Annotated in this window: 17 protein-coding genes, 2 tRNA genes and 1 pseudogene; 10 read left to right on the top strand and 10 right to left on the bottom strand. The window is 68.8% G+C overall.

From position 1 onward, the window contains the following. The first annotated feature begins 41 nt into the window (after positions 1–41). The 3 genes from AC1DMN_RS12530 to AC1DMN_RS12520 all read left to right on the top strand — a co-directional run bounded on the left by AC1DMN_RS12530 (position 42) and on the right by AC1DMN_RS12520 (position 2,977). Entirely contained in the window at positions 42–1,199 is a 1,158-nt protein-coding gene (locus AC1DMN_RS12530; protein WP_477229551.1) for a DNA polymerase III subunit delta', read from the top strand. Beyond that, on the top strand, positions 1,196–2,755 hold the full coding sequence (locus AC1DMN_RS12525; RefSeq protein ID WP_441977672.1) for an alpha/beta hydrolase: 1,560 nt from the start codon (positions 1,196–1,198) through the stop codon (positions 2,753–2,755). The genes AC1DMN_RS12530 and AC1DMN_RS12525 overlap by 4 nt, the downstream gene beginning before the upstream one ends. 149 nt (positions 2,756–2,904) lie before the next feature. After that, positions 2,905–2,977 (top strand) — tRNA-Thr (locus tag AC1DMN_RS12520). Between the two features lie 644 nt (positions 2,978–3,621). On the opposite strand, the pseudogene AC1DMN_RS12515 reads toward AC1DMN_RS12520, so the two are convergent. After that, positions 3,622–4,194 (bottom strand): annotated as a pseudogene (locus AC1DMN_RS12515) (epoxide hydrolase family protein); the annotation flags it as partial. Positions 4,195–4,430: 236 nt separating this feature from the next. Here AC1DMN_RS12515 and AC1DMN_RS12510 point away from each other — a divergent pair. Then, a complete protein-coding gene (locus AC1DMN_RS12510) occupies positions 4,431–5,090 on the top strand; it encodes an isochorismatase family protein (protein ID WP_477229550.1) in 660 nt (219 codons plus the stop codon). After that, positions 5,087–5,632, top strand: coding sequence for a DUF1697 domain-containing protein (locus tag AC1DMN_RS12505; RefSeq protein ID WP_440733786.1), 546 nt, complete (start codon positions 5,087–5,089; stop codon positions 5,630–5,632). The genes AC1DMN_RS12510 and AC1DMN_RS12505 overlap by 4 nt, the downstream gene beginning before the upstream one ends. On the opposite strand, the gene AC1DMN_RS12500 is transcribed toward AC1DMN_RS12505, so the two are convergent. Further along, on the bottom strand, positions 5,619–5,885 hold the full coding sequence (locus tag AC1DMN_RS12500) for a hypothetical protein (protein ID WP_477229549.1): 267 nt from the start codon (positions 5,883–5,885) through the stop codon (positions 5,619–5,621). The genes AC1DMN_RS12505 and AC1DMN_RS12500 overlap by 14 nt on opposite strands. A gap of 25 nt (positions 5,886–5,910) precedes the next feature. Here AC1DMN_RS12500 and AC1DMN_RS12495 point away from each other — a divergent pair, with 25 nt between their 5' ends. Next, positions 5,911–6,429 (top strand): CGNR zinc finger domain-containing protein, encoded by a 519-nt coding sequence (locus AC1DMN_RS12495; protein WP_477229548.1) that lies wholly within the window; start codon positions 5,911–5,913, stop codon positions 6,427–6,429. 28 nt (positions 6,430–6,457) lie between these two features. Here the strand turns inward: AC1DMN_RS12495 and AC1DMN_RS12490 are convergent, their stop codons facing one another. Beyond that, positions 6,458–7,870, bottom strand: coding sequence for an APC family permease (locus AC1DMN_RS12490; RefSeq protein WP_477229547.1), 1,413 nt, complete (start codon positions 7,868–7,870; stop codon positions 6,458–6,460). Positions 7,871–7,885: 15 nt separating this feature from the next. Beyond that, positions 7,886–9,607 carry an amidohydrolase gene (locus AC1DMN_RS12485; protein ID WP_477229546.1) on the bottom strand — a complete coding sequence of 574 codons (1,722 nt, stop codon included), beginning with the start codon at positions 9,605–9,607 and terminating at the stop codon, positions 7,886–7,888. Between the two features lie 145 nt (positions 9,608–9,752). Here AC1DMN_RS12485 and AC1DMN_RS12480 point away from each other — a divergent pair, with 145 nt between their 5' ends. Beyond that, complete coding sequence (locus AC1DMN_RS12480) at positions 9,753–10,352, top strand: TetR/AcrR family transcriptional regulator (RefSeq protein ID WP_477229545.1); 600 nt, start codon at positions 9,753–9,755, stop codon at positions 10,350–10,352. 31 nt (positions 10,353–10,383) lie between these two features. On the opposite strand, the gene AC1DMN_RS12475 is transcribed toward AC1DMN_RS12480, so the two are convergent. Further along, a tRNA-Lys gene (locus AC1DMN_RS12475) sits at positions 10,384–10,456 on the bottom strand. A 64-nt stretch (positions 10,457–10,520) separates the two neighbouring features. Here AC1DMN_RS12475 and AC1DMN_RS12470 point away from each other — a divergent pair. The 3 genes from AC1DMN_RS12470 to AC1DMN_RS12460 all read left to right on the top strand — a co-directional run bounded on the left by AC1DMN_RS12470 (position 10,521) and on the right by AC1DMN_RS12460 (position 13,093). Then, complete coding sequence (locus AC1DMN_RS12470) at positions 10,521–11,150, top strand: DNA-directed RNA polymerase subunit beta (protein WP_440733779.1); 630 nt, start codon at positions 10,521–10,523, stop codon at positions 11,148–11,150. Between the two features lie 270 nt (positions 11,151–11,420). Continuing rightward, positions 11,421–12,311, top strand: a complete 891-nt coding sequence (locus AC1DMN_RS12465; protein WP_441977662.1) for an aminodeoxychorismate lyase — start codon at positions 11,421–11,423, stop codon at positions 12,309–12,311. A gap of 50 nt (positions 12,312–12,361) precedes the next feature. After that, a complete protein-coding gene (locus AC1DMN_RS12460) occupies positions 12,362–13,093 on the top strand; it encodes a flavodoxin family protein (protein ID WP_440733777.1) in 732 nt (243 codons plus the stop codon). 52 nt (positions 13,094–13,145) lie between these two features. Here AC1DMN_RS12460 and AC1DMN_RS12455 read toward each other — a convergent pair whose 3' ends face one another. The 5 genes from AC1DMN_RS12455 to AC1DMN_RS12435 form a co-directional block, all read right to left on the bottom strand. After that, complete coding sequence (locus AC1DMN_RS12455; protein ID WP_477229710.1) at positions 13,146–14,249, bottom strand: phosphate ABC transporter substrate-binding protein PstS; 1,104 nt, start codon at positions 14,247–14,249, stop codon at positions 13,146–13,148. A gap of 101 nt (positions 14,250–14,350) precedes the next feature. Next, complete coding sequence (gene pstB / locus AC1DMN_RS12450; RefSeq protein WP_440733776.1) at positions 14,351–15,130, bottom strand: phosphate ABC transporter ATP-binding protein PstB; 780 nt, start codon at positions 15,128–15,130, stop codon at positions 14,351–14,353. An 18-nt stretch (positions 15,131–15,148) separates the two neighbouring features. After that, the gene (gene pstA, locus AC1DMN_RS12445) at positions 15,149–16,243 is read right to left on the bottom strand and encodes a phosphate ABC transporter permease PstA (RefSeq protein WP_440733775.1); all 1,095 of its coding nucleotides are present in this window, start codon (positions 16,241–16,243) and stop codon (positions 15,149–15,151) included. After that, complete coding sequence (pstC, locus tag AC1DMN_RS12440) at positions 16,240–17,253, bottom strand: phosphate ABC transporter permease subunit PstC (protein WP_440733774.1); 1,014 nt, start codon at positions 17,251–17,253, stop codon at positions 16,240–16,242. Before pstC ends, pstA begins: the two co-directional genes overlap by 4 nt. 165 nt (positions 17,254–17,418) lie before the next feature. Further along, positions 17,419–18,546 (bottom strand): phosphate ABC transporter substrate-binding protein PstS, encoded by a 1,128-nt coding sequence (locus AC1DMN_RS12435; RefSeq protein WP_440733773.1) that lies wholly within the window; start codon positions 18,544–18,546, stop codon positions 17,419–17,421. Between the last annotated feature and the right edge of the window lie 101 nt (positions 18,547–18,647).

Genomic DNA, 18,647 nt, shown 5'->3' with positions numbered 1-18,647 from the left:
CAGGGCGCGCGATGTCGCTCCCCGCGGTTAGGCTTGACCGCATGCCGGCCACCGTCTTCGCTCCTTTTCCGTGGACGGACGTGTGGGGGCAGGATGCCGCGGTCGAGACACTGCAGGCCGCGGTCACCGACCCGGCGGCGATGTCGCACGCATGGCTCATCACCGGTCCGCCCGGATCCGGCCGGTCCACGCTCGCGGCGGCCTTCGCCGCCTCGCTGATCGCTTCGCGGCCGGACGATGAGCAGACCATGCGTCAGGTGCTCGCCGGCACCCACCCCGACGTGACGGTGCTCCGCACGGAGAAGGTGATCATCTCGATCGCCGAGGCCCGTGCGCTCGTCGAACGGTCGTACTTCGGCCCGTCCAACGGGCGGTATCGCGTGATCGTCGTCGAGGATGCCGATCGCATGACCGAACGCACCTCGAACGTGCTGCTGAAGGCGCTCGAGGAGCCGCCCGAGCAGACGGTCTGGATCCTGTGCGCGCCGAGCGAGGCGGATCTGCTGCCCACGATCCGCTCCCGCGTGCGTTCGCTGCGGCTGCGCGAGCCCGATGTGGCCGCGGTCGCCGAGCTCATCGTGCGTCGCACCGGGGCGGATCCGGTCGTGGCGGAGCAATCCGCCCGGCACGCTCAGCGGCACATCGGCATGGCGCAGCGGCTCGCGACCGACGAGGCCGCTCGCGCTCGCCGCGAGCAGACTCTGCGCGCCGTGCTGAGCGCGCGCGGGGTCAACGACGCTGTCGAGGTCGCCGGGCAGATCGTGCAGGCCGCGACGGACGACGCGAAGGCCCTCACCGCCGAGCGGGACGACGCCGAGCGCCGCGCGCTGCTGCACACGGTGGGCATCGCCGAGGGTCAGGCCGTGCCGCCCGCCGTGCGCTCGCAGATCAACGCCCTGGAGGACGAGCAGAAGCAGCGCGCCAAGCGCAGCGTGCGCGACGGCCTCGATCGGGTCCTCACCGACCTGCAGTCGCTGTTCCGGGATGTGGTGATGCTGCAGTTCGGCCGCGGTGACGCGCTCATCAACGAAGAACTCGCGCCCGAACTCGCCGCCCTCGCTGCCGCTTGGGCGCCGGAGCGCACCCTGATCGTGCTGGATCATCTGGCCGAGACCAGGGAAGCGCTGGAGCGCAACGTCGCTCCCGTGCTCGCCCTTGAGAGCTTGCTCGTGACCGTCACGAGCGGGAGGAGACCATGAACACCCGTTCCCGCTCGCGCCTGCGTCGCGCCTCGGTGGTGGTGGCGGGTCTCGTCGTCGCTGCGATCGCGCTGTCCGGTTGCCTGTATGCGATGATCCCGGCCCACCCCACGTCAGCCGGACCGACCGCGACCCCCGACACCTCGGGCATCGCCGAAGATCTCAAGCCGTTCTACGGGCAGAAGCTGAGCTGGTCAGGGTGCGGCGCTGGGATGGACTGCACCACGGTGAAGACCCCGCTCGACTGGGAGGACCCCGGCAAGGGGACTCTCGACCTCGCCGTGGTGCGTCATCGAGCGACCGGCGCCTCGAAGGGATCTCTTCTGACCAACCCGGGCGGACCCGGGGCGAGCGGTCTCGACCTGATCAAGTCGAGCCTGGACTACGCGGTCAGCCCGACCCTCATCAAGAATTACGACGTCATCGGCTTCGATCCTCGCGGCGTCGGATCCTCCACCGCRGTGAAGTGCTTCGACGCGTCGCAGATGGACGACTACCTGTACTCGATCCGCCCCGGCGCGCGCGGCAGCGACGAGTGGACCACGGCGCAGAAGAACGCCAACAAGGACTTCGCCGACGCCTGTGAGCAGAACAGCGATGGGATCCTGCCCTACATCACCACGGTGAACTCCGCGCGTGACATGGATCTGCTCCGGGCCGTGCTGGGGGACAAGAAGCTGAACTACCTCGGCTACTCCTACGGCACGTTCCTCGGCGCGACCTACGCCGAGCTGTACCCGGAGCGCGTGGGCCACCTGGTGCTGGACGGCGCCCTGGATCCGGCGGTCTCCAACCTCGATGTCAGCACGACGCAGGCGATCGGATTCGAGTCCGCCCTGCGCGCGTACATGGCTGATTGCCTCAAGGGCAAGAAATGCCCTTTCCAGGGCACGGTCGACGACGCCATGAAAGATCTCGGCGCTCTCCTCGCGAGCGTCGACCGCTCACCGCAGAAGAACACCGACGGCCGCATGCTGGGAGCGGACTCCCTGATGACCTCGATCGTCGCGGCGCTGTACTCGCAGGACAGCTGGTCGTATCTCACGCAGTCGCTCACGGCAGTGCTGAAGGGCGACCCCTCCGTGGCCTTCCAGCTCGCGGACTTCTACAACAACCGCGAGAACGGCAAGTACTCCGACAACTCGACCGAGGCGTTCCGGGCGTACAACTGCATGGACTACCCCCTGGAGGACGACGCGGCGGCCAAGGCGGCATCCGATGCCAAGATCAAGGCCGAGGCTCCGACCATCGCCCCGTACTGGGATGGTCCCGACCCGTGCGAGCAGTGGCCGTACCCTCCCACGGGCAAGCGCGGCGAGATCGCCGCCGCGGGGTCCGGTCCCATCCTCGTCATCGGCACGACCAATGACCCCGCCACCCCGTACACCTGGGCCGAGTCGCTCGCGAAGCAGCTCGAGGGCGGCATCCTCATCACCCGCGTCGGCGAGGGGCACACCGGCTACAACAAGGGCAACTCGTGCGTGGACGATGCCGTGGACGCCTACTTCGTGGACGGCACCGTGCCGGACAAGGCGGGGATCCGCTGCGAGAAGTGAGATCCGGACGGAACGGCCGGATCCGCACGGAGACGGTGGTCGCCGTGACCGGGCCGCGCCCGGGGTGCGCGTGGTTCGCAGCACGCCCGCGGACAGGGTAAGATCGTTGATCGTGCGGTTCGCCCGCATGCGCATCCACCAGGGTGTGCGCCGCCCTAGCTCAGTCGGCAGAGCATTTCACTCGTAATGAAAAGGTCAAGGGTTCGATTCCCTTGGGCGGCTCGACCGGAAACCCCCTCCTCGGAGGGGGTTTCGTCGTTCGGCCTGGTCGCACCGGTGCTGACATCGTCCTCTCCTGCTGCGGTGTGCGGTCCGCCGACCCGGGGCAGGGACCGAGCGAACTCTGTGATGTCCGCGGCGAGGAGCGCCGGCTCTTCATGCGGCGCGAAATGCCCGCCACGGGGCATGACGGTGTACCGCACGACGTCATAGGTGCGCTCCGCCCAGCTGCGCGGAGGGCGGGCGAGGTCGAACGGGAAGAGCGCGACCGCGGTGGGCACCGAAACGCGGTCGACCCGAGTCGTGAGTCCTGCGGCGAACTCGTAGTACGGCCGGAGCGAGGTCGCGATCGAGTTCGTGGACCAGTACAGCGACGCGAGGGTGAGGAGATAGTCATCTGAGAATCGGGTCGAGAGGACTCCTCCGCAGTCGCTCCATGCCCGGTGCTTCTCCAGGATCCAGGAGAGCAGCCCGGCCGGCGAGTCGGAGAGCGCCGGGGCGAGCGTGAGCGGGCGGGTCTGGTGCTGGTGCTGGTAGGCGCCCTCCGTCGAGATCCATCTCTGCACGCGCTCGAGATGGTCGCGCTCGTCATCGGTGAGGCTCTCGGAGTCGACCTCACGCGGTGCCGCCACGGCGAGAAGGTGGATGCCGGCGAGGTGTTCGGGGTGCGCCTGCGCCAGACGGGAGGTGATCCCGGCGCCGAGATCACCGCCGTGTGCGATGTACCGCGGGAATCCGAGCTCGGCGGTCATCAGCCGGTGCCACAGCTCGTGCGTCTGCCCGGTGAGGGTCGGTCGCTGAGGCGAGAACGGGAAGCCGGGCAGTGCCGGCACGATGACGGTGCGGGCATCGGACGGGTCAGCCGCGAAATGGGAGGGGTTCGAGAGGCGCTCGGCCAGATCCACGAGCTCGAGCGCGCTGCTCGGCCAGCCATTGGTCAGGACGATCGGCAGAGCGGAGCCCGGCGTGACAGGGTCGAAGCGCAGGTAGCCGACAGGCGTGCCATCGAGGTCGGCCGAACGCCAGGGGAGCGCCTCGATCCGGTGCTGCTGTGCGTCCGCATCGAAACCATCGGCCCAGTGGGCGACGAGACGCTGCAGGTCGTCGAGTCGAGTCCCCGCCTCCCATCCGACCTCCGGCCACGGCTCGGGCCAGCGGGTCGCGCGAAGCCGGCGGCGAAGATCCTCGAGATCGGACGGATGGTTGAGACGAGGGATCATCGTCGCCCTTCCCAGGCGCGGACAGAACCGAAAGACACGGCGGACCACGGCACGGATGCGGGCCGCGGCGTGAATCTTGGAGCTGTCTCGAGCGTAAGGAATGCTTCCGTCGTGCACAAGACAGGCGAGTCAGCTCCATGGCGAGGAAGCAGGGTGCGCCGCACATCGGGCGTTCGACTCGACGGTAAAACCCCCTCCTCGGAGGGGGTTTCGTCGTTCCGGCGTACGCTCGGAGCATGTCCCGTGCACTGCTGATCGTCGACGTCCAGAACGACTTCACCGAGGAGGGGGCCCTCGCCGTGGTCGGCGGTGACGCGGTCGCCCGCGGCGTCACCGCGCTGCTGCACGAGCACGCGGCCGACTACGACGTCATCATCGCCTCGCGGGACTGGCATGACGCGACGGGGGACAACGGCGGACACTTCTCCGAGGCGCCCGACTACGTCGACAGCTGGCCCGTGCACTGCGTCGCCGGCACCACGGGCGCCGACTACGACCCGCTGCTGGACACCGCCTCCGTCACCCACCACGTGCGTAAGGGGCAGGGCAAGCCCGCTTACTCCATGTTCGAGGGTGTGACGGAGACGGACGAGACGGTCGCCGCGATCCTGTCCGCGCACAGCGTGCTCACCGCCGACGTCGTCGGCATCGCGACCGACCACTGCGTGCGCGCCTCCGCGTCCGACGCGATCGCACACGGCGTGCACGTGCGGATCCTGACCGACCTCGTCGCGGGCGTCGGCGCCGAATCGAGCGCCGCAGCGCTCGCCGAGCTCGCGCATGCCGGGGCCGAGCTCGTGCCGAGCGCCGACCGACGGGATGCTCCGGCCGAGGGCACGGCGCCCGCCGGTTCCGCGGATGTCTCCGACCAGCCGACCGACGGCTCCGCCGAATGACCGTCGAACGCTGCGCGCTGCTGCTGCGCGCCGTGAACGTGAGCGGCGCGAACAAGGTGCCGATGGCGGAGTTGCGTGCGCTCATGAACGACCGCGGGGGGTTCGGCGCGGTGATCACCTACATCGCCAGCGGCAACGTCATCTGCGACGCCCCGGCGGATCCGCCGGCGGTGTGCGCGGAGGTGCGGACCCTGATCCACGACGCGTTCGGCGTGAACACGCCCGTGATCCTGCGCACGCACCACGAGTTGGTCCGTGCGATCGAGGAGAACCCGTTCCCCGATGCTGCGGCCGACAAGATGCTGCACGCGATGTTCCTCGAGGGAGTGCCGCGGGCCGATGCGGTCGAGACGCTGAATGAGCGACTGCAGCCCGGCGAACGGATCGCCCTGCGCGGAAACGACCTGTGGATCGATTTCGGCGCCGGGGGAGTGCACTCCAGCAAGCTCACGCGCCCGGTGCTCGATCGCGCGCTGGGTGTCGCCGGTACCGCGCGCAACCTCCGCACGGTGCGGAAGCTCGTCGAGCTCACGGCCGGGTGACGCCCTCGGCCGGCCCGTCGGTCTCGCCGGCCCCGAGGGCGCGGCTGAGCGCGGTCGGAGCCGCAGAGTCTGCGGCATGCAGATCCACGCGTTGCGCGCCGCAGGTCACGCAGCGGACGTACAGCAGCGTGCCGTCGGACGTCCTGTGCCGGGACCGCGTCCTCCAGGCATGCTCGTGCGCGGGAGCGGGTCGGAGCGGATCCGGAGTCGTGAGGGGGATCGATGCGGTGTCGGGGGTGGATGCGGCGGTCATGATTCCACGATGATGTAATGCTCCTATGCATCTCAACCCTTACGGCGAGTACGCGGTTCTGATGGCGGCATCGCTCGCGAACGACTGGCCGTCCGATCGCGCCGGCATCGAGCAGCGCACCCGCGAGTTCGGCATGACGATGACCTTCCCGGACGATCCGCAGGACCATCCCGCGACCAGGGTCGTGATCGACCAGTGGCTGCGCGTCGTCGACGCGGAGACCGCGCAGGCGCGCGCATCGCTGCTCAACGAGCAGATGGCCGCCGCTGCCGCGTACCCGCGTCTCACGGACCACGATGGCGAGGGCTGGCACCTGCACTACCGGGGTGAGGAGGACTCTCTGCCGCACGTGCTGCGCGCCGTGATCGCGGTCGGAACGTCCCTGCACCTCGTGACGCGGGGGATGGTGCGACTGGGGCGCTGCGCGGCGGCCCCGTGCACGCACGTCGTGGTGGATGTGACCCGCAACGGCCGCCAGCGCTACTGCTCGGTGCGCTGTGCCAACCGCGACGCCGTGCGCCGGCACCGGGCTCGACGGGCTTAGCGCTCCGAGCCCGGTGCCAGCTCGATGATCAGTCGTACATGCCGACGTTGATCGGACCCGTCAGGTCGGGCGGGGCAGCACGGAAGCCGCGCGTCTTCACGAGCAGGTAGACGGCCCCGATCGCCGTCCATGCGCCGCCGATGATCATCGAGATCCCGTCCAGGCTGAGCCAGAGCGCCACGTTGATCACGACCCCGATCGCGGGGACGACGACGAAGCCGATCCAGGATCCGATCGTGCGCTTCGTGATGAATCGGAAGAACACGAAGATGACCGAGAGGTTCACGAACGTGAAGGCGATGAACGCGCCGAAGTTGATCATCGACGACGCCTGCGCGAGGTTCACGAACAGCGCGGTCAGGGCGATCGCGGCGACGATGAGCACATTCGCGACGGGCACCCCGGTGCGCGGGTTCACCCGGCCGAACAGTCGCTTCGGCAGGGCGCCGTCGCGGCCCATGGCGTAGAGCAGGCGCGCTGCGCTCATCTGCTGCGTGATGCCGCAGCCCAGCACCGCCATCATGTAGCCGCCGACGAAGATCGCCTGGAACGCGGCGCCGCCGATGTACTTCGCGATCTCGGGGGAGGCGCCGACGATGTTCTCCAGCTTCGTCACGTCGGGGAAAAGTGTCTGCATGACGTAGGTGACGGTGAGGAAGAACGCCCCTGCCGCGGCCACGATGAGGAAGATCGCGCGGGGGATGTCCCTGGTCGGACGCTCCGCCTCCTCGGCCAAGGTGGAGACTGCGTCGAAGCCGAGGAAGGAGAGCGCGAGGATCGCGGCGCCGCCGGCGAGGGCGGCCGCCTGGACGTCGTCCGAGAAGAACGGGCGGATCGTGAACGAAGCGTCATTGGCGCCGTTCGAGATGTTCACGACCGCCAGCACGACGAACAGCACGGCGACGACGAGCTGGATGCCGACCAGGATCACGTTCATGCTCGCCGCGAGCCGCACGCCGACCAGATTGAGCGCAGTGCAGATGACCACGGTGAGCAGCACCCACACCCAGAACGGCACGCCGGGATAGATCGCGCCCATGTAGATGCCGGACAGGATCGCGTTGATCATCGGCAGCAGCAGATAGTCCAGGGTCGCCGCCCAGCCCACGAGGAAGCCCACGGACGGGTGGATCGTCTCCTTCGCGTAGGTGTAGGCGGATCCGGCGATCGGGAAGAAGCGCACCATGCGCGAGTAGCTGAACGCCGTGAAGAGCACCGCGACCAGCACCACCAGATAGGCGAGCGGCACGTGGCCGCTGGTCTGGTCGGCGACGATCCCGAACATGTCGAACACCGCGAGCGGCGCCATGTAGGCGAGGCCGATGAAGACCAGGTGGCGCAGCTTCAGGGTGCGCCGGAGCGCGCCCGGCTCATGCGTGACGGCGTGGGCGAGCTGATCGTCGCCGGCGGCGATGGCGGAGTGGGATGGCAGCGTTGACATCGTGTCGGGTCGTCCTCAGTCGTTGTGGGAGTGGCAGTGGTGGTCGGCGGCGGGTTCGGTGCAGCTCTGTCCGGCCCCGCCCGGGTCCTGGACCGTCGCCGGGGCTGCGGCTCCGCCGAGCTCGCCGCGATGGTCGTGCACTGCGGTGCCGCCCACGACGGTGAGGTCGGCGTGCTGGGCGAGGATCTCCGCGGGCTCCATGGCGTAGAGGTCGCCCGACCACACCACGAGGTCGGCGAGGTATCCGGTGCGGAGCATTCCGAGGGTGTCCTCGTGGTGGAACGCTCCCGCCCCGCCCTTGGTGTAGGCCTCCAGGGTGCGGTCCAGGTCGAGGCGCTCGCCCTGGGTCCAGGGGTCGCCGCCGTCGAGGCGGGCGCGGGTCATCGCGCTGTAGACGCCGACGAGCGGATCCATCTCGCCCACCTGCCAGTCGCTGGAGAACGTGACCCTGGCGCCTGACTCGATCATGGAGCGGAAGCGCCAGGCGCGGTCCCAGCGTGCCTCTCCGACGTTCTCCATCCATGTGCCGGCGACGAGGTCGGGAGAGGCGTGCCGCGGCTGCATCGCCGCGACCACCCCGAGCTCGCGGAAGCGCGGGAGGTCGTCCGGGGACAGGCACTCCACATGCACGATGCCGTGGCGGGCGTCGCGCGCGCCGTTCGCCCGCTGGGCGGCCTCGATCGAGTCCAGCGTCAGCCGGATCCCCCAATCGCCGGTGGCGTGGGTGTGCACCTGATAGCCGAGGCGGTCGAGCTCGATGAACAGCTTCGTGAACTCGGTCGGCTCGAGGCTGGTGTGCCCGCGGTGACCGGGGCGATTCGCGTAATCCTCGAGCATCGCGGCGGTGTGCGGCTCGATCACGTCGTCGGCGTAGAGCTTGACGGCGCCCAGCCGGAATCGCTCGTGCTGCGGCGTCTCCCGGATCGCCTCGGTGATGCGGGTGCGGAAGTCGCCGTCGGCGCCGACGGGGTGGTAGATCGCGGCGATGGTGCGCGACGTCAGTTTGCCCTCGCGCTCGGCGCGATCGAACAGCGGCAGCTCCGCAAGCGGGACCTGCGGCTCGACCACGGTCGTGATACCGAAGCGCCGGGCCATCTCCAGGCTGTTCACGATCTTGCGATAGCGGCGATCGGGGGAGTACATCGGGATGTCGCGCTGCAGCTCTGCGAGCCCGTCCACGGTCATCGCGCTGGTGTAGAAGTCGAAGACCCAGCCGGTCGGCTCGCCGGTGGTCCGGTCCATCTCGGGGTTCCCCCAGGCGATGTCGCCACCGTTCAGGATGCCGAGCTTGGCGAGCGCGGGACGGTTCAGCCAGACCGAGTGCTGATCGTAGGTCGTGATGAACACGGGGCGGTCGGTGACCCCTGCGAGGTCGTCGGCGTTCGGGCGACGGTTCTCGACCACCGAGTAGAGCGCGTTCTCCGCGCAGATCCACTCCAGCTCGGGGTGCGCCTCGGCGAACGCCGCGATACGCGAGCGAACCACATCGAGGCTCTGCACCTGGTCGAGGCTGACGGCGAGGTCGTCGTAGCCGAGCAGCAGGTGGTTGTGAGTGTCGGCGACGCCGGGGGTGACCAGGCGGCCCTCGAGCTGGACGGTCTGCCGCGCCGAGGGGGCTTCGGCGGCGGATCCCACATAGGTGATGCGGTCGCCCGTGACGCCGACGGCCTCGGCCCAGGGCTGCGCGGGATCGAAGGTGCGGACGCGTCCGCCGGTGTAGAGGGTGTCGACTGCCATGTCGTTGCTCCAGCGTCTCGGGGTGGGCGCGCGCTGAGGCGCGAAGAAAGAGTTCTTTGACTCAAGAGTAAATTAATTCACTCAAATGTCAAGAAACTCTTCGAATCGGATCCGGATCCGCCCGCGGGACTGCGATACTGGCTGCATGGCACGCCCCAGCACCCAGGCGCAGCGCCGCCGCGAGGTGGTCGATGCGGCGCTCGACGCCGCCGCCGAGCACGGGCTGCGCAATCTCTCGCTGACGGATGTCGCGAACCAAGCCGGGGTCACCCGGGGCGCGTTGCTGTACTACTACGAGGACCTGGACGCGATCCTCGTCGAGGCGCACGCCGCGGGCATGCGCCGGGTCGGCGAGGAGCGCGAGGCGCTCGTGGCACATGCGGAGCGTCCGGCCGAGCAGCTCGCGATCGCCGTCCGCGCCGGTCTGCCGAGCGGCCCGGATGATGCGCTCATGCGGCTGCTCTACGAGTTCGACGTGCTCGCGGGCAAGTCGCCGTTGCACGACGAGCTGGTGCAGCGGCTCTACGGCGAGCAGCTCGCCCTGTACCGCCGCATCCTGGAAGCGGGGGTGACAGCGGGCGACTTCGACCTGGCCGGGCCCGTCGAGGACATCGCGATGAACTTCGTCGCCCTCGAGGACGCCTACGGCCTGCACATCGTCGCCGGCGGCAGCATCTCCGTCGCGGATGCCGAGAGGGCGATCGCCCTGTTCGCCCGCCAGGCGGGTGCGCCGCTCGCGGAATGACTGGTCGCGATGACCGGGCCCTTGTTCACGGTGGGCCCCGTGGGGCTCGAACCCACGACCCGCGGATTAAAAGTCCGATGCTCTGCCAACTGAGCTAGAGGCCCGTGTCTCCGAGTCTATCGGTCGCAACTGGGTGCCCGAGTCGGAGACCGCGCGTAGCCTGGGTCGGTGCCCGCACCCTTCCACCGCCCCGTCCGCGTCTCGCCGGAGACGCTCGACAACCTGCTCGGACCCCACGACCCGGCCGAGCAGACGCGTATGGCGCATGCCACGGCGTCGGCTCTGCTGGCGCGCGTGCGCGCGGATGACAGTGGCGTGAGCGCCGAGCGACTCGTGGCGTACGCGACCGAGCACGGCATCGACGAGATCGCCGAGCTCTGGGCGAAGAGCCCTGCGGTGTCTCTGCCGGGAACCCTGTGGCGGCTGTATCTGGTGCAGGCGTCGATCTACGCCGATCCGGCGCTTGCGGCGCTCCTGCACGAACGCGGACGCATCGAGCTGCCCTCCGTCGACGCCCTGGTCGCGGGCGCGCCGGTGCCGGCCGGTCCCGAAGAACTCGTCGCGCTCATCGACACCATCCTGCACGGCGCCTTCTCCGGCGACTTCGCGATCGCACTCGAGCGCGCCGCGGCTTTCTGCCGCGTGCAGGCTTCCGGTTCGACGCACATCGCCGACGACTACGACCCGACCGAGCCCGACAGGGCGAGCGACCTCACCGCTCGCGCCGCACGTCTCAGCGCTTTCGCGCAGGATCTGACCGCCTCCGCGGCCGCCTGGCGCGACGGATCGCTGAACTGACCGGATCCTCGAAGCCCTCCCGAAAGGGACCGGATCCGGAGACGAAGAAGCCGGGCCGCAAGAACGCCTCTCGGCGGAAGGCCGCTCGCAGCGGCGAAAAATGGAGCCCGGGGTTATGCGGCCCGGCCGATCAAGTGTAACGCGTCGCACCCGGAGGTATTCCCGGCGGCCGAGACCCCGGGCGCGTCGCATACTGCGTCCGTCGAATCGCGTCATCCGGGGCCCGGGGCGTCACGGCTCAGGACACGACGCACGGCCTAAGCTCGTCCCATGGCCGCTGCCCGTTTCGCTCTGCTGATCACCCCCGCCGAGTCCACCGAGGAGGAGCGGGCCGATTTCAGCGACAGCTTCCGGCGGATCGACCCGGGCGCGCCCGCGCTCAGCGTGGGCGAGCTGAGCACGCAGCGCGGCGACGGCATCTTCGAGTCGATCGGCGTCGTCGACGGGCACGCGCAGGAGGTCGAGGCGCATGTGCAGAGGCTGGCGCATTCGGCCGCGCTGTGCGACCTGCCCGAACCTCACCGCGAGCAGTGGCGTCAGGCGGTCGCGATCGCAGCCGCCGAGTGCGGCCCAGGGGAGTGGGTGATCAAGCTCATCCTGAGCCGGGGCGTCGACCACGGGCCCGCGCCCACGGCATGGGTCACCGCCGCCCCCGCAGGCGACTTCGTAGCGGCACGCACGGAGGGGATCCGCGTGGTCACCCTCGACCGCGGTTATGACAGCGCCGCCGCCGAACGCTCTCCGTGGCTGCTGTTGGGCGCGAAGACGCTCTCGTACGCGGTGAACATGGCAGCCCTGCGCGAGGCGCACCATCGCGGCGCCGACGACGCGATCTTCATCACCACCGACGGCGTCGTGCTGGAGGCGCCCACGGCGTCGCTCATCCTGCGCTTCGGCGACCGCTTCGTGACGCCTGCGCCGCACGGCGGCATCCTGCAGGGCACCACGCAGATCAGCCTGTTCGCGCATCTCGAGCAGCAGGGCTTCGCCACGGAGTACGCCACGGTGCCGACGGCCGACCTCGCCACCGCGGAGCAGGCCTGGCTCGTCTCCAGCGTGCGCCTCGCCGCCCCGATCACCGCGATCGACGACAGCCCGCTCGCGATCGACCGCGCGTTCACCGACGGCTTGAACGCGTATCTGCTTTCCGCGCGGGACTGACGTTCCCCGCAGCACTGTTCCGCGGCGAGCGATGGTCGTAGTCTGCCCACATGGCAGAGCAGCCGGCCGCCCCCGCGGCCTACGACGACCTTCGTGCGGTGTTCGTGAACTGCACGTTGAAGCGCAGCCCGGAACTCAGCCACACCCAGGGGCTGATGGATCGCAGCATCGCACTGATGCGGTCGCAGGGCGTGACCGTCGACGACATCCGCTTCATCGACCACGACGTCGCGACCGGGGTCTACCCTGACATGCGCGAGCACGGGTGGGCGAGCGACGCGTGGCCGGATGAGATCTGGCCGCTGATCGATGCCGCCGACATCCTGGTGGTGGGCGGGCCGCTGTGGCTCGGTGACAACGCCTCGATCACCCGCAAGCTCATCGAACGCCTCTACGCGATGAGCGGCCTTTTCAACGACAAGGGCCAGTACGTCTACTACGGCAAGACGGGCGGCGCGATCATCACCGGCAACGAGGACGGCGTCAAGCACGCCGCGATGTCGATCCTGTACAGCCTGCAGCACATCGGATTCACCATCCCGCCTGCCGCGGATGCGGGCTGGATCGGTGCCATCGGGCCGGGACCGAGCTATCTGGATCCCGGATCCGGTGGACCGGAGAGCGACTTCACCAACCGGAATACGACGTTCATGACCTGGAATCTCCTGCACACGGCCCGCCGCCTCAAGGATGCCGGCGGCATCCCCGCATACGGGAATCTGCGGCAGGCGTGGAACAACGGGGAGCGCTGGGGCTACGACGCCAACCCCGAGTATCGCTGACCCCGAGCGAGCAGCGCGGGGTCCATGGCGACCCGCGGTTCGCCGGGCAGCGCTAGCCGATCAGGTCGATCGCGAACTGGGCCTTGGTGCGCAGCTCGTCGGAGATCGGCGCACTGCCCGTGGCAGCGGCAGCCGCCTTCTGCCCTTCATTCGAGACGGCGATCGAGAAGAAGGCCTTCACGAGCGCGGCGGTTGCGGGCTTCTCATATCGGGTGCAGCCGATGAGATAACCGATCAGCAGCACCGGATAAGCACCTTCTGCGGTGGTTCCGCGATCGATCCTGGTCGCCAGATCGCCGGGGGCGCGGCCCTGTTCGATCCTTGCCGCATCCAGTGCGGCGCTCGCGCCCTGGGCAGAAGGCTTCACCCAGTCATCGCCGACTCTGATCATGACGGAGGACAGTCCTTCGGCCGCTGACGCGTCGACGTAGCCGATCCTGCCTTCACCTCCTCGCACCGCGAGGGCGATGCCGGATGACTTCTCGGCGGGCTCGCCGCGGAGGCCCGCCGGCCAGCTGTCGACGCTGCCGGCGGTCCAGACGTCGGGTGCGGTCTGATCCAGGTAGTCGGTGAAGTTGGCGGTGGTGCCTGACGCATCGGAGCGGTGCACGGGCGTGATCGGTGTCGCGGGCAGCTTCGCCTTCGGGTTGGTCGCGACGATCGCGGGGTCGTCCCATCTCGTGATGGCGCCCGTGAAGATGCCCGCGATGGTCGTCGGATCGAGCTTCAGGGAGTCGACCCCGCGGAGGGTGAAGACGATCGCGATCGGGGAGACGTACGCGGGGATCTCGACCGTCTCGGAGCCCTTGGCGCATGCCGCGAAGCCACCGGCCGTGACCTCCTCGGTCGTGAACGGCACGTCCGAGCCCGCGAAGGACGCCCGGCCCTCACGGAACGCCTGACGACCGGATCCGGAGTCTCGGGCGTCGAAGGTCGCGTGAGCATCGGGGTGGGCAGCGGTGAGGCGTGCGGACCAGGCCCCGATGGCACCCTGCTGTGCCGAAGACCCCGCGCCCAGAAGGGCGCCCGTGACGGGCGCCGACGGTGAGCTCGCCGGCGCGGTGACGCCCGGAGCGCCGGCGCCCGGCCCCGCGCAGCCGGCGAGCGCGAGGGCCGAGGCGGCAGTCAGCGCTGCGAGGCTCGCGAAGCGGCGCATCGTCACGGTGGATCCCCCTCGGTCGTCGGCCAGGATAACCCGGCGGGCGGGAGCCGAGCCAACGCGCCGATATCGAGGATGCCGGACGGATCAGCCCGGGATCATCCGAAGCGGCCGGAGACGTAGTCCTCGGTGGCCTGCTCCTTCGGCGAGGTGAAGATGGTCGCCGTGTCGGAGAACTCGATGAGCTTGCCCGGCTTGCCGGTGCCCGCGATGTTGAAGAAGGCCGTCTTGTCGCTCACGCGCGAGGCCTGCTGCATGTTGTGGGTGACGATCACGATCGTGAACTCGTTCTTGAGCTCGGTGATGAGCTCTTCGATCGCGAAGGTGGAGATGGGGTCGAGCGCCGAGCAGGGCTCGTCCATCAGCACCACCTGCGGGGAGACGGCGATGGTGCGCGCGATGCACAGGCGCTGCTGCTGGCCGCCGGACAGCCCTGCGCCCGGCTTGTCGAGCCGATCCTTCACCTCGTTCCACAGGTTGGCACCGCGCAGGGACTTCTCCACGAGGTCGTTCGCATCCGATGCCGAGATCCGCTTGTTGTTCAGGCGGACGCCGGCGAGCACGTTCTCCTTGATCGACATCGTGGGGAACGGGTTGGGCCGTTGGAACACCATGCCCACCTGGCGGCGCACCAGCACCGGGTCGACGCCCGGAGCGTACAGGTTCTCGCCGTCGATGTATACGCTGCCCTGCACGGTCGCGCCGGGGATCACCTCGTGCATCCGGTTGAGGGTCCGCAAGAACGTCGACTTCCCGCAGCCCGACGGGCCGATGAAGGCGGTCACGGTGCGGGGCTCGATGTTCATGGACACATCCTCGACGGCGAGGAAGTCGCTATAGAAGACGTTCAGATCGTTGACTTCGATGCTCTTGGACACGGTGCGTGCCTTCCTGAGTTAGCGGCTCTTCGGCGCGAATGCCTTCGCGACGATCCGAGCGATGAGATTGAAGATGACGACGACGATGACCAGCAGCAGGGCGGCGCCCCACGCCTGCGCCTGCGAGGCCTCGATGTCCTTGCCCGGGAAGCTGTAGGCCGTGTAGGCCATGACCGGGAGGGTCTGCATCGGCCCGTTGAACGGGTTCGCGTTGAAGTTGTCGGTGAAGCTCGCGGCGATGAAGATCGGCGCGGTCTCGCCGATCACGCGGGCCACGGCCAGCACGACGCCGGTCACGATGCCGCTCGCGGCCGTGCGCAGCACCACCTTGATGATGGTCGTCGCGCGCGGCACGCCCAGGGCCAGGGAGGCCTCTCGCAACTCGTTCGGGACGAGCCGGATCATCTCCTCGGTGGAGCGGATCACGATCGGGATCATCAGCACGCACAGCGCGATCGAGGCGGAGAAGCCGCTGAACGCCTTCGGCCCGACGATGAGGGCCATCAGCGAGAACGCGAACAGACCGGCGACGATCGAGGGGATGCCCGTCATCACGTCGACCAGGAACGTGACCGTGCGACGCATCGGATTGTTGGGCTGCGCATACTCGGTGAGGTACACCGCGGCAAGGATCCCGATCGGCACCGAGATCAGCGCGGCGATCCCGGTGATGATGAGGGTGCCGACCACGGCCTGCAGGGCGCCGGGGGTGTTCGTCACGGCGAGGGTGTTCGGGTCGAAGATGGTGCCGCCGACTTTGGTGACGAAGTCCCAGTTCACCACCTTGAGTCCCTGCGCCACCACGGTCCAGAGCGTAGAGATCAGCGGCGCCACGGCGAGGACGAAGGCGCACACCACGAGCCCGCGCACGACGCGGTCGACGGCCTTGCGACGACCCTCGACGATGCTGGATCCGACGCTGATCGCGATGAGGTACAACACGGCGGTGAGGACGAGCCACACGGCAGGGTTGAACAGCTGGGTCACCAGGAGCACGGCCGCCACGACGACGGCCGTGCCGATCGCGAGCACGGGTTCGATCCAGCGGGGCAGCTGACCGCTGGTGAGACTCAGCGGCTGCGCCGTCGCGGGGGCGGAACTGACGGCGGTCATACGCGCTTTCCAATCTTCGGCGAGGTGCGCGCCTTGCGCTCGGAACGGCCGAGGATGCCACGCGCGACCATGTTGACGGCGAGCGACACCACGAAGAGCATCAGGCCCGTGCCGATGAGGGCGGAGCGCTGCACGTCGGTCGCGATCGGGAAGTTCAGGGCGATGTTTCCCGCGATCGTCTGCGAGTTGTATCCGTCGGTGAGCAGCTTGACCGAGAACAGCAGCGACGGCGAGATGATCAGCGCGATCGCCATCGTCTCACCGAGCGCCCGTCCGAGTCCGAGCAGGATCGCGGAGACCATGCCGCTGCGCGCATAGGGGAAGACGGCCAGCTTGATCATCTCCCAGCGCGTCGCGCCGAGCGCGAGGGCGGCCTCCTCGTTCAGCCGCGGCGTCTGCAGGAAGATCTCGCGCGTCAGCGCCGTGATGATCGGCAGGATCATCACGGCGAGGACGACGCCACCGGTGAGGATGGTCGAGCCGGTGCTCGACACAGGACCCTCGAAGAGCGGGATCCAGCCGAAGTAGTGGTTGAGGAAGTCCGCGAGCGGCAGCAGGAACGGGCGCATCACGATGACACCCCACAGACCGAACACGATGGACGGAACGGCAGCGAGCAGGTCGACCACGTAGGCGAGGGCGCTGGCGAGCCGTCGCGGCGCGTAGTGCGAGATGAACAGGGCGATGCCGATCGCGACGGGAGCGCCGAGGATGAGTGCGATCAGTCCCGACCAGATGCTGCCCCAGAGCATCGGGGCGACGTAGTTCCAGAAGCTGCCCCAGTGCTTGTTCTGATAGCCGGCGAGGTCGCCATTGGTCTCCCAGTTCGCCGTGATGGCGGGGAGGCCCTTGAGGATCAGGAAGATCGCGACCCCGGCGAGGATCACCATGATCGAGGCGGCGGCGGTCGTCGACAGCCCCAGGAAGAATCGGTCGCCCGCCCGACGCTTGCCGACCAGTCCGACGGCGGCGACGGAGGTCGCGTCCTCACGCTGCGCGACGTCAGTCACGATGCCACTCTTGATCTCGCATGTGTCGCGTCTTTCTTTGTGCTCCGGCCAGTGGCAGGAGAGGGGATCGGGCCAGCACGGGAACTCGGCAGGGCCTCCGAGCGAGTCGGCTGCCCAGCCCAGCCCGGGTCGGCTCCGAAGAGCCGACCCGGACCGGCCTGAAGGTTACTTGATGGTCGCGAGCGACTCCTGAGCCGCCTTGAGGACGGAGTCCGGGAGCGGTGCCGCACCCGCGTTCTTCGCGGCGACCTGCTGGCCGAGCGTGCTGCTGACGAAGCCGATGTAGCTCTTCACGAGCGCGGCCTGCGCCGGCGTCTTGAAGGTCGTGCACGCGATGGCGTAGGAGACCAGCGGGATCGGGTAGGTCTCCGCGGTCAGCTTCGAGTAGTCGAACTTCTTCGACAGGTCGCCCTTGACGCCGTTGGAGGCGTCGACCGCGGCGACCTCGAAGGTCTTCGAGACGGCCTCGGCGCTGAACGGAACAGCCTTGCCGTCCTGCAGGATCGAGACGCTGGGGAGCTTGCCGATCGCGGAGTGGTCCGCGTAGCCGATCGTGCCGGTGCCGGCCTCGACGGCCTGCACGACGCCCGATCCGCCCTTCTGCTTGGAGACGTCGCCCTCGACCGGCCAGTCCTTGCCCGCGGGGAAGGTCCAGACGCTCTTCTGCGTGGCGGCGAGGTAGTTGGTGAAGTTCGCCGTCGTGCCGGAGCCGTCCGAGCGCGCCACCGTGGTGATCTTGCCGGCGGGGAGCGCCTTGCCGTTGTCCTTGGTGATGGCCGCGTCGGACCAGTCGGTGATCTGCAGGGCGAAGATCTTCGCGATCGTCTCGCCGCTGAGCTTGAGGTCGGTCACACCCGGGATGTTGAACGCGATGGCGACGCCGTCGAGGTAGACGGGGATGTTGATGCCGCCCTCGGTGCACAGCGCCTGCGACTGCGTGGTCTGGTCCGCGTTCAGCGGGGAGTCGGATCCGGCGAAGTCGTAGGCGCCGCTGAGGAAGTTGGTGACGCCACCGCCCGAGCCCTGCGACTTGTCGTAGTTGATGGTGACGCCCTTGACCTGGGCGTTGTAGGCGGCGGTCCATGCGGCCTGCGCGTTCGCCTGAGCGCTGGAGCCACCCGCGGTGAGGGTACCGGTCAGCGAGGCGTCGATCTTCGAGGTGATCGCGCTCGAGGTCGGCGCTGCAGAGGGGGAGTCGCTGCTCGTGCTGCTGGGCGTTGCGGAACAACCCGCCAGTGCGATCGCGGCGAGCGCGCCGGCCGCGCCGATCGTGGTGATGCGGTTGAGCTTCACGGTGTAAGTCCTTCGCTGTGTCGAGTGTGCCCGGTGCAGGGCCACGCCAGACGATAGGCGGCGTCTGTTACGCGATCAAAGATCGAAGGTAAACGGGGGGT

The organism is Microbacterium sp. 01T413_2 (genome assembly GCF_056398985.1).
This window is presented reverse-complemented; position numbering and strand designations above follow the sequence as displayed.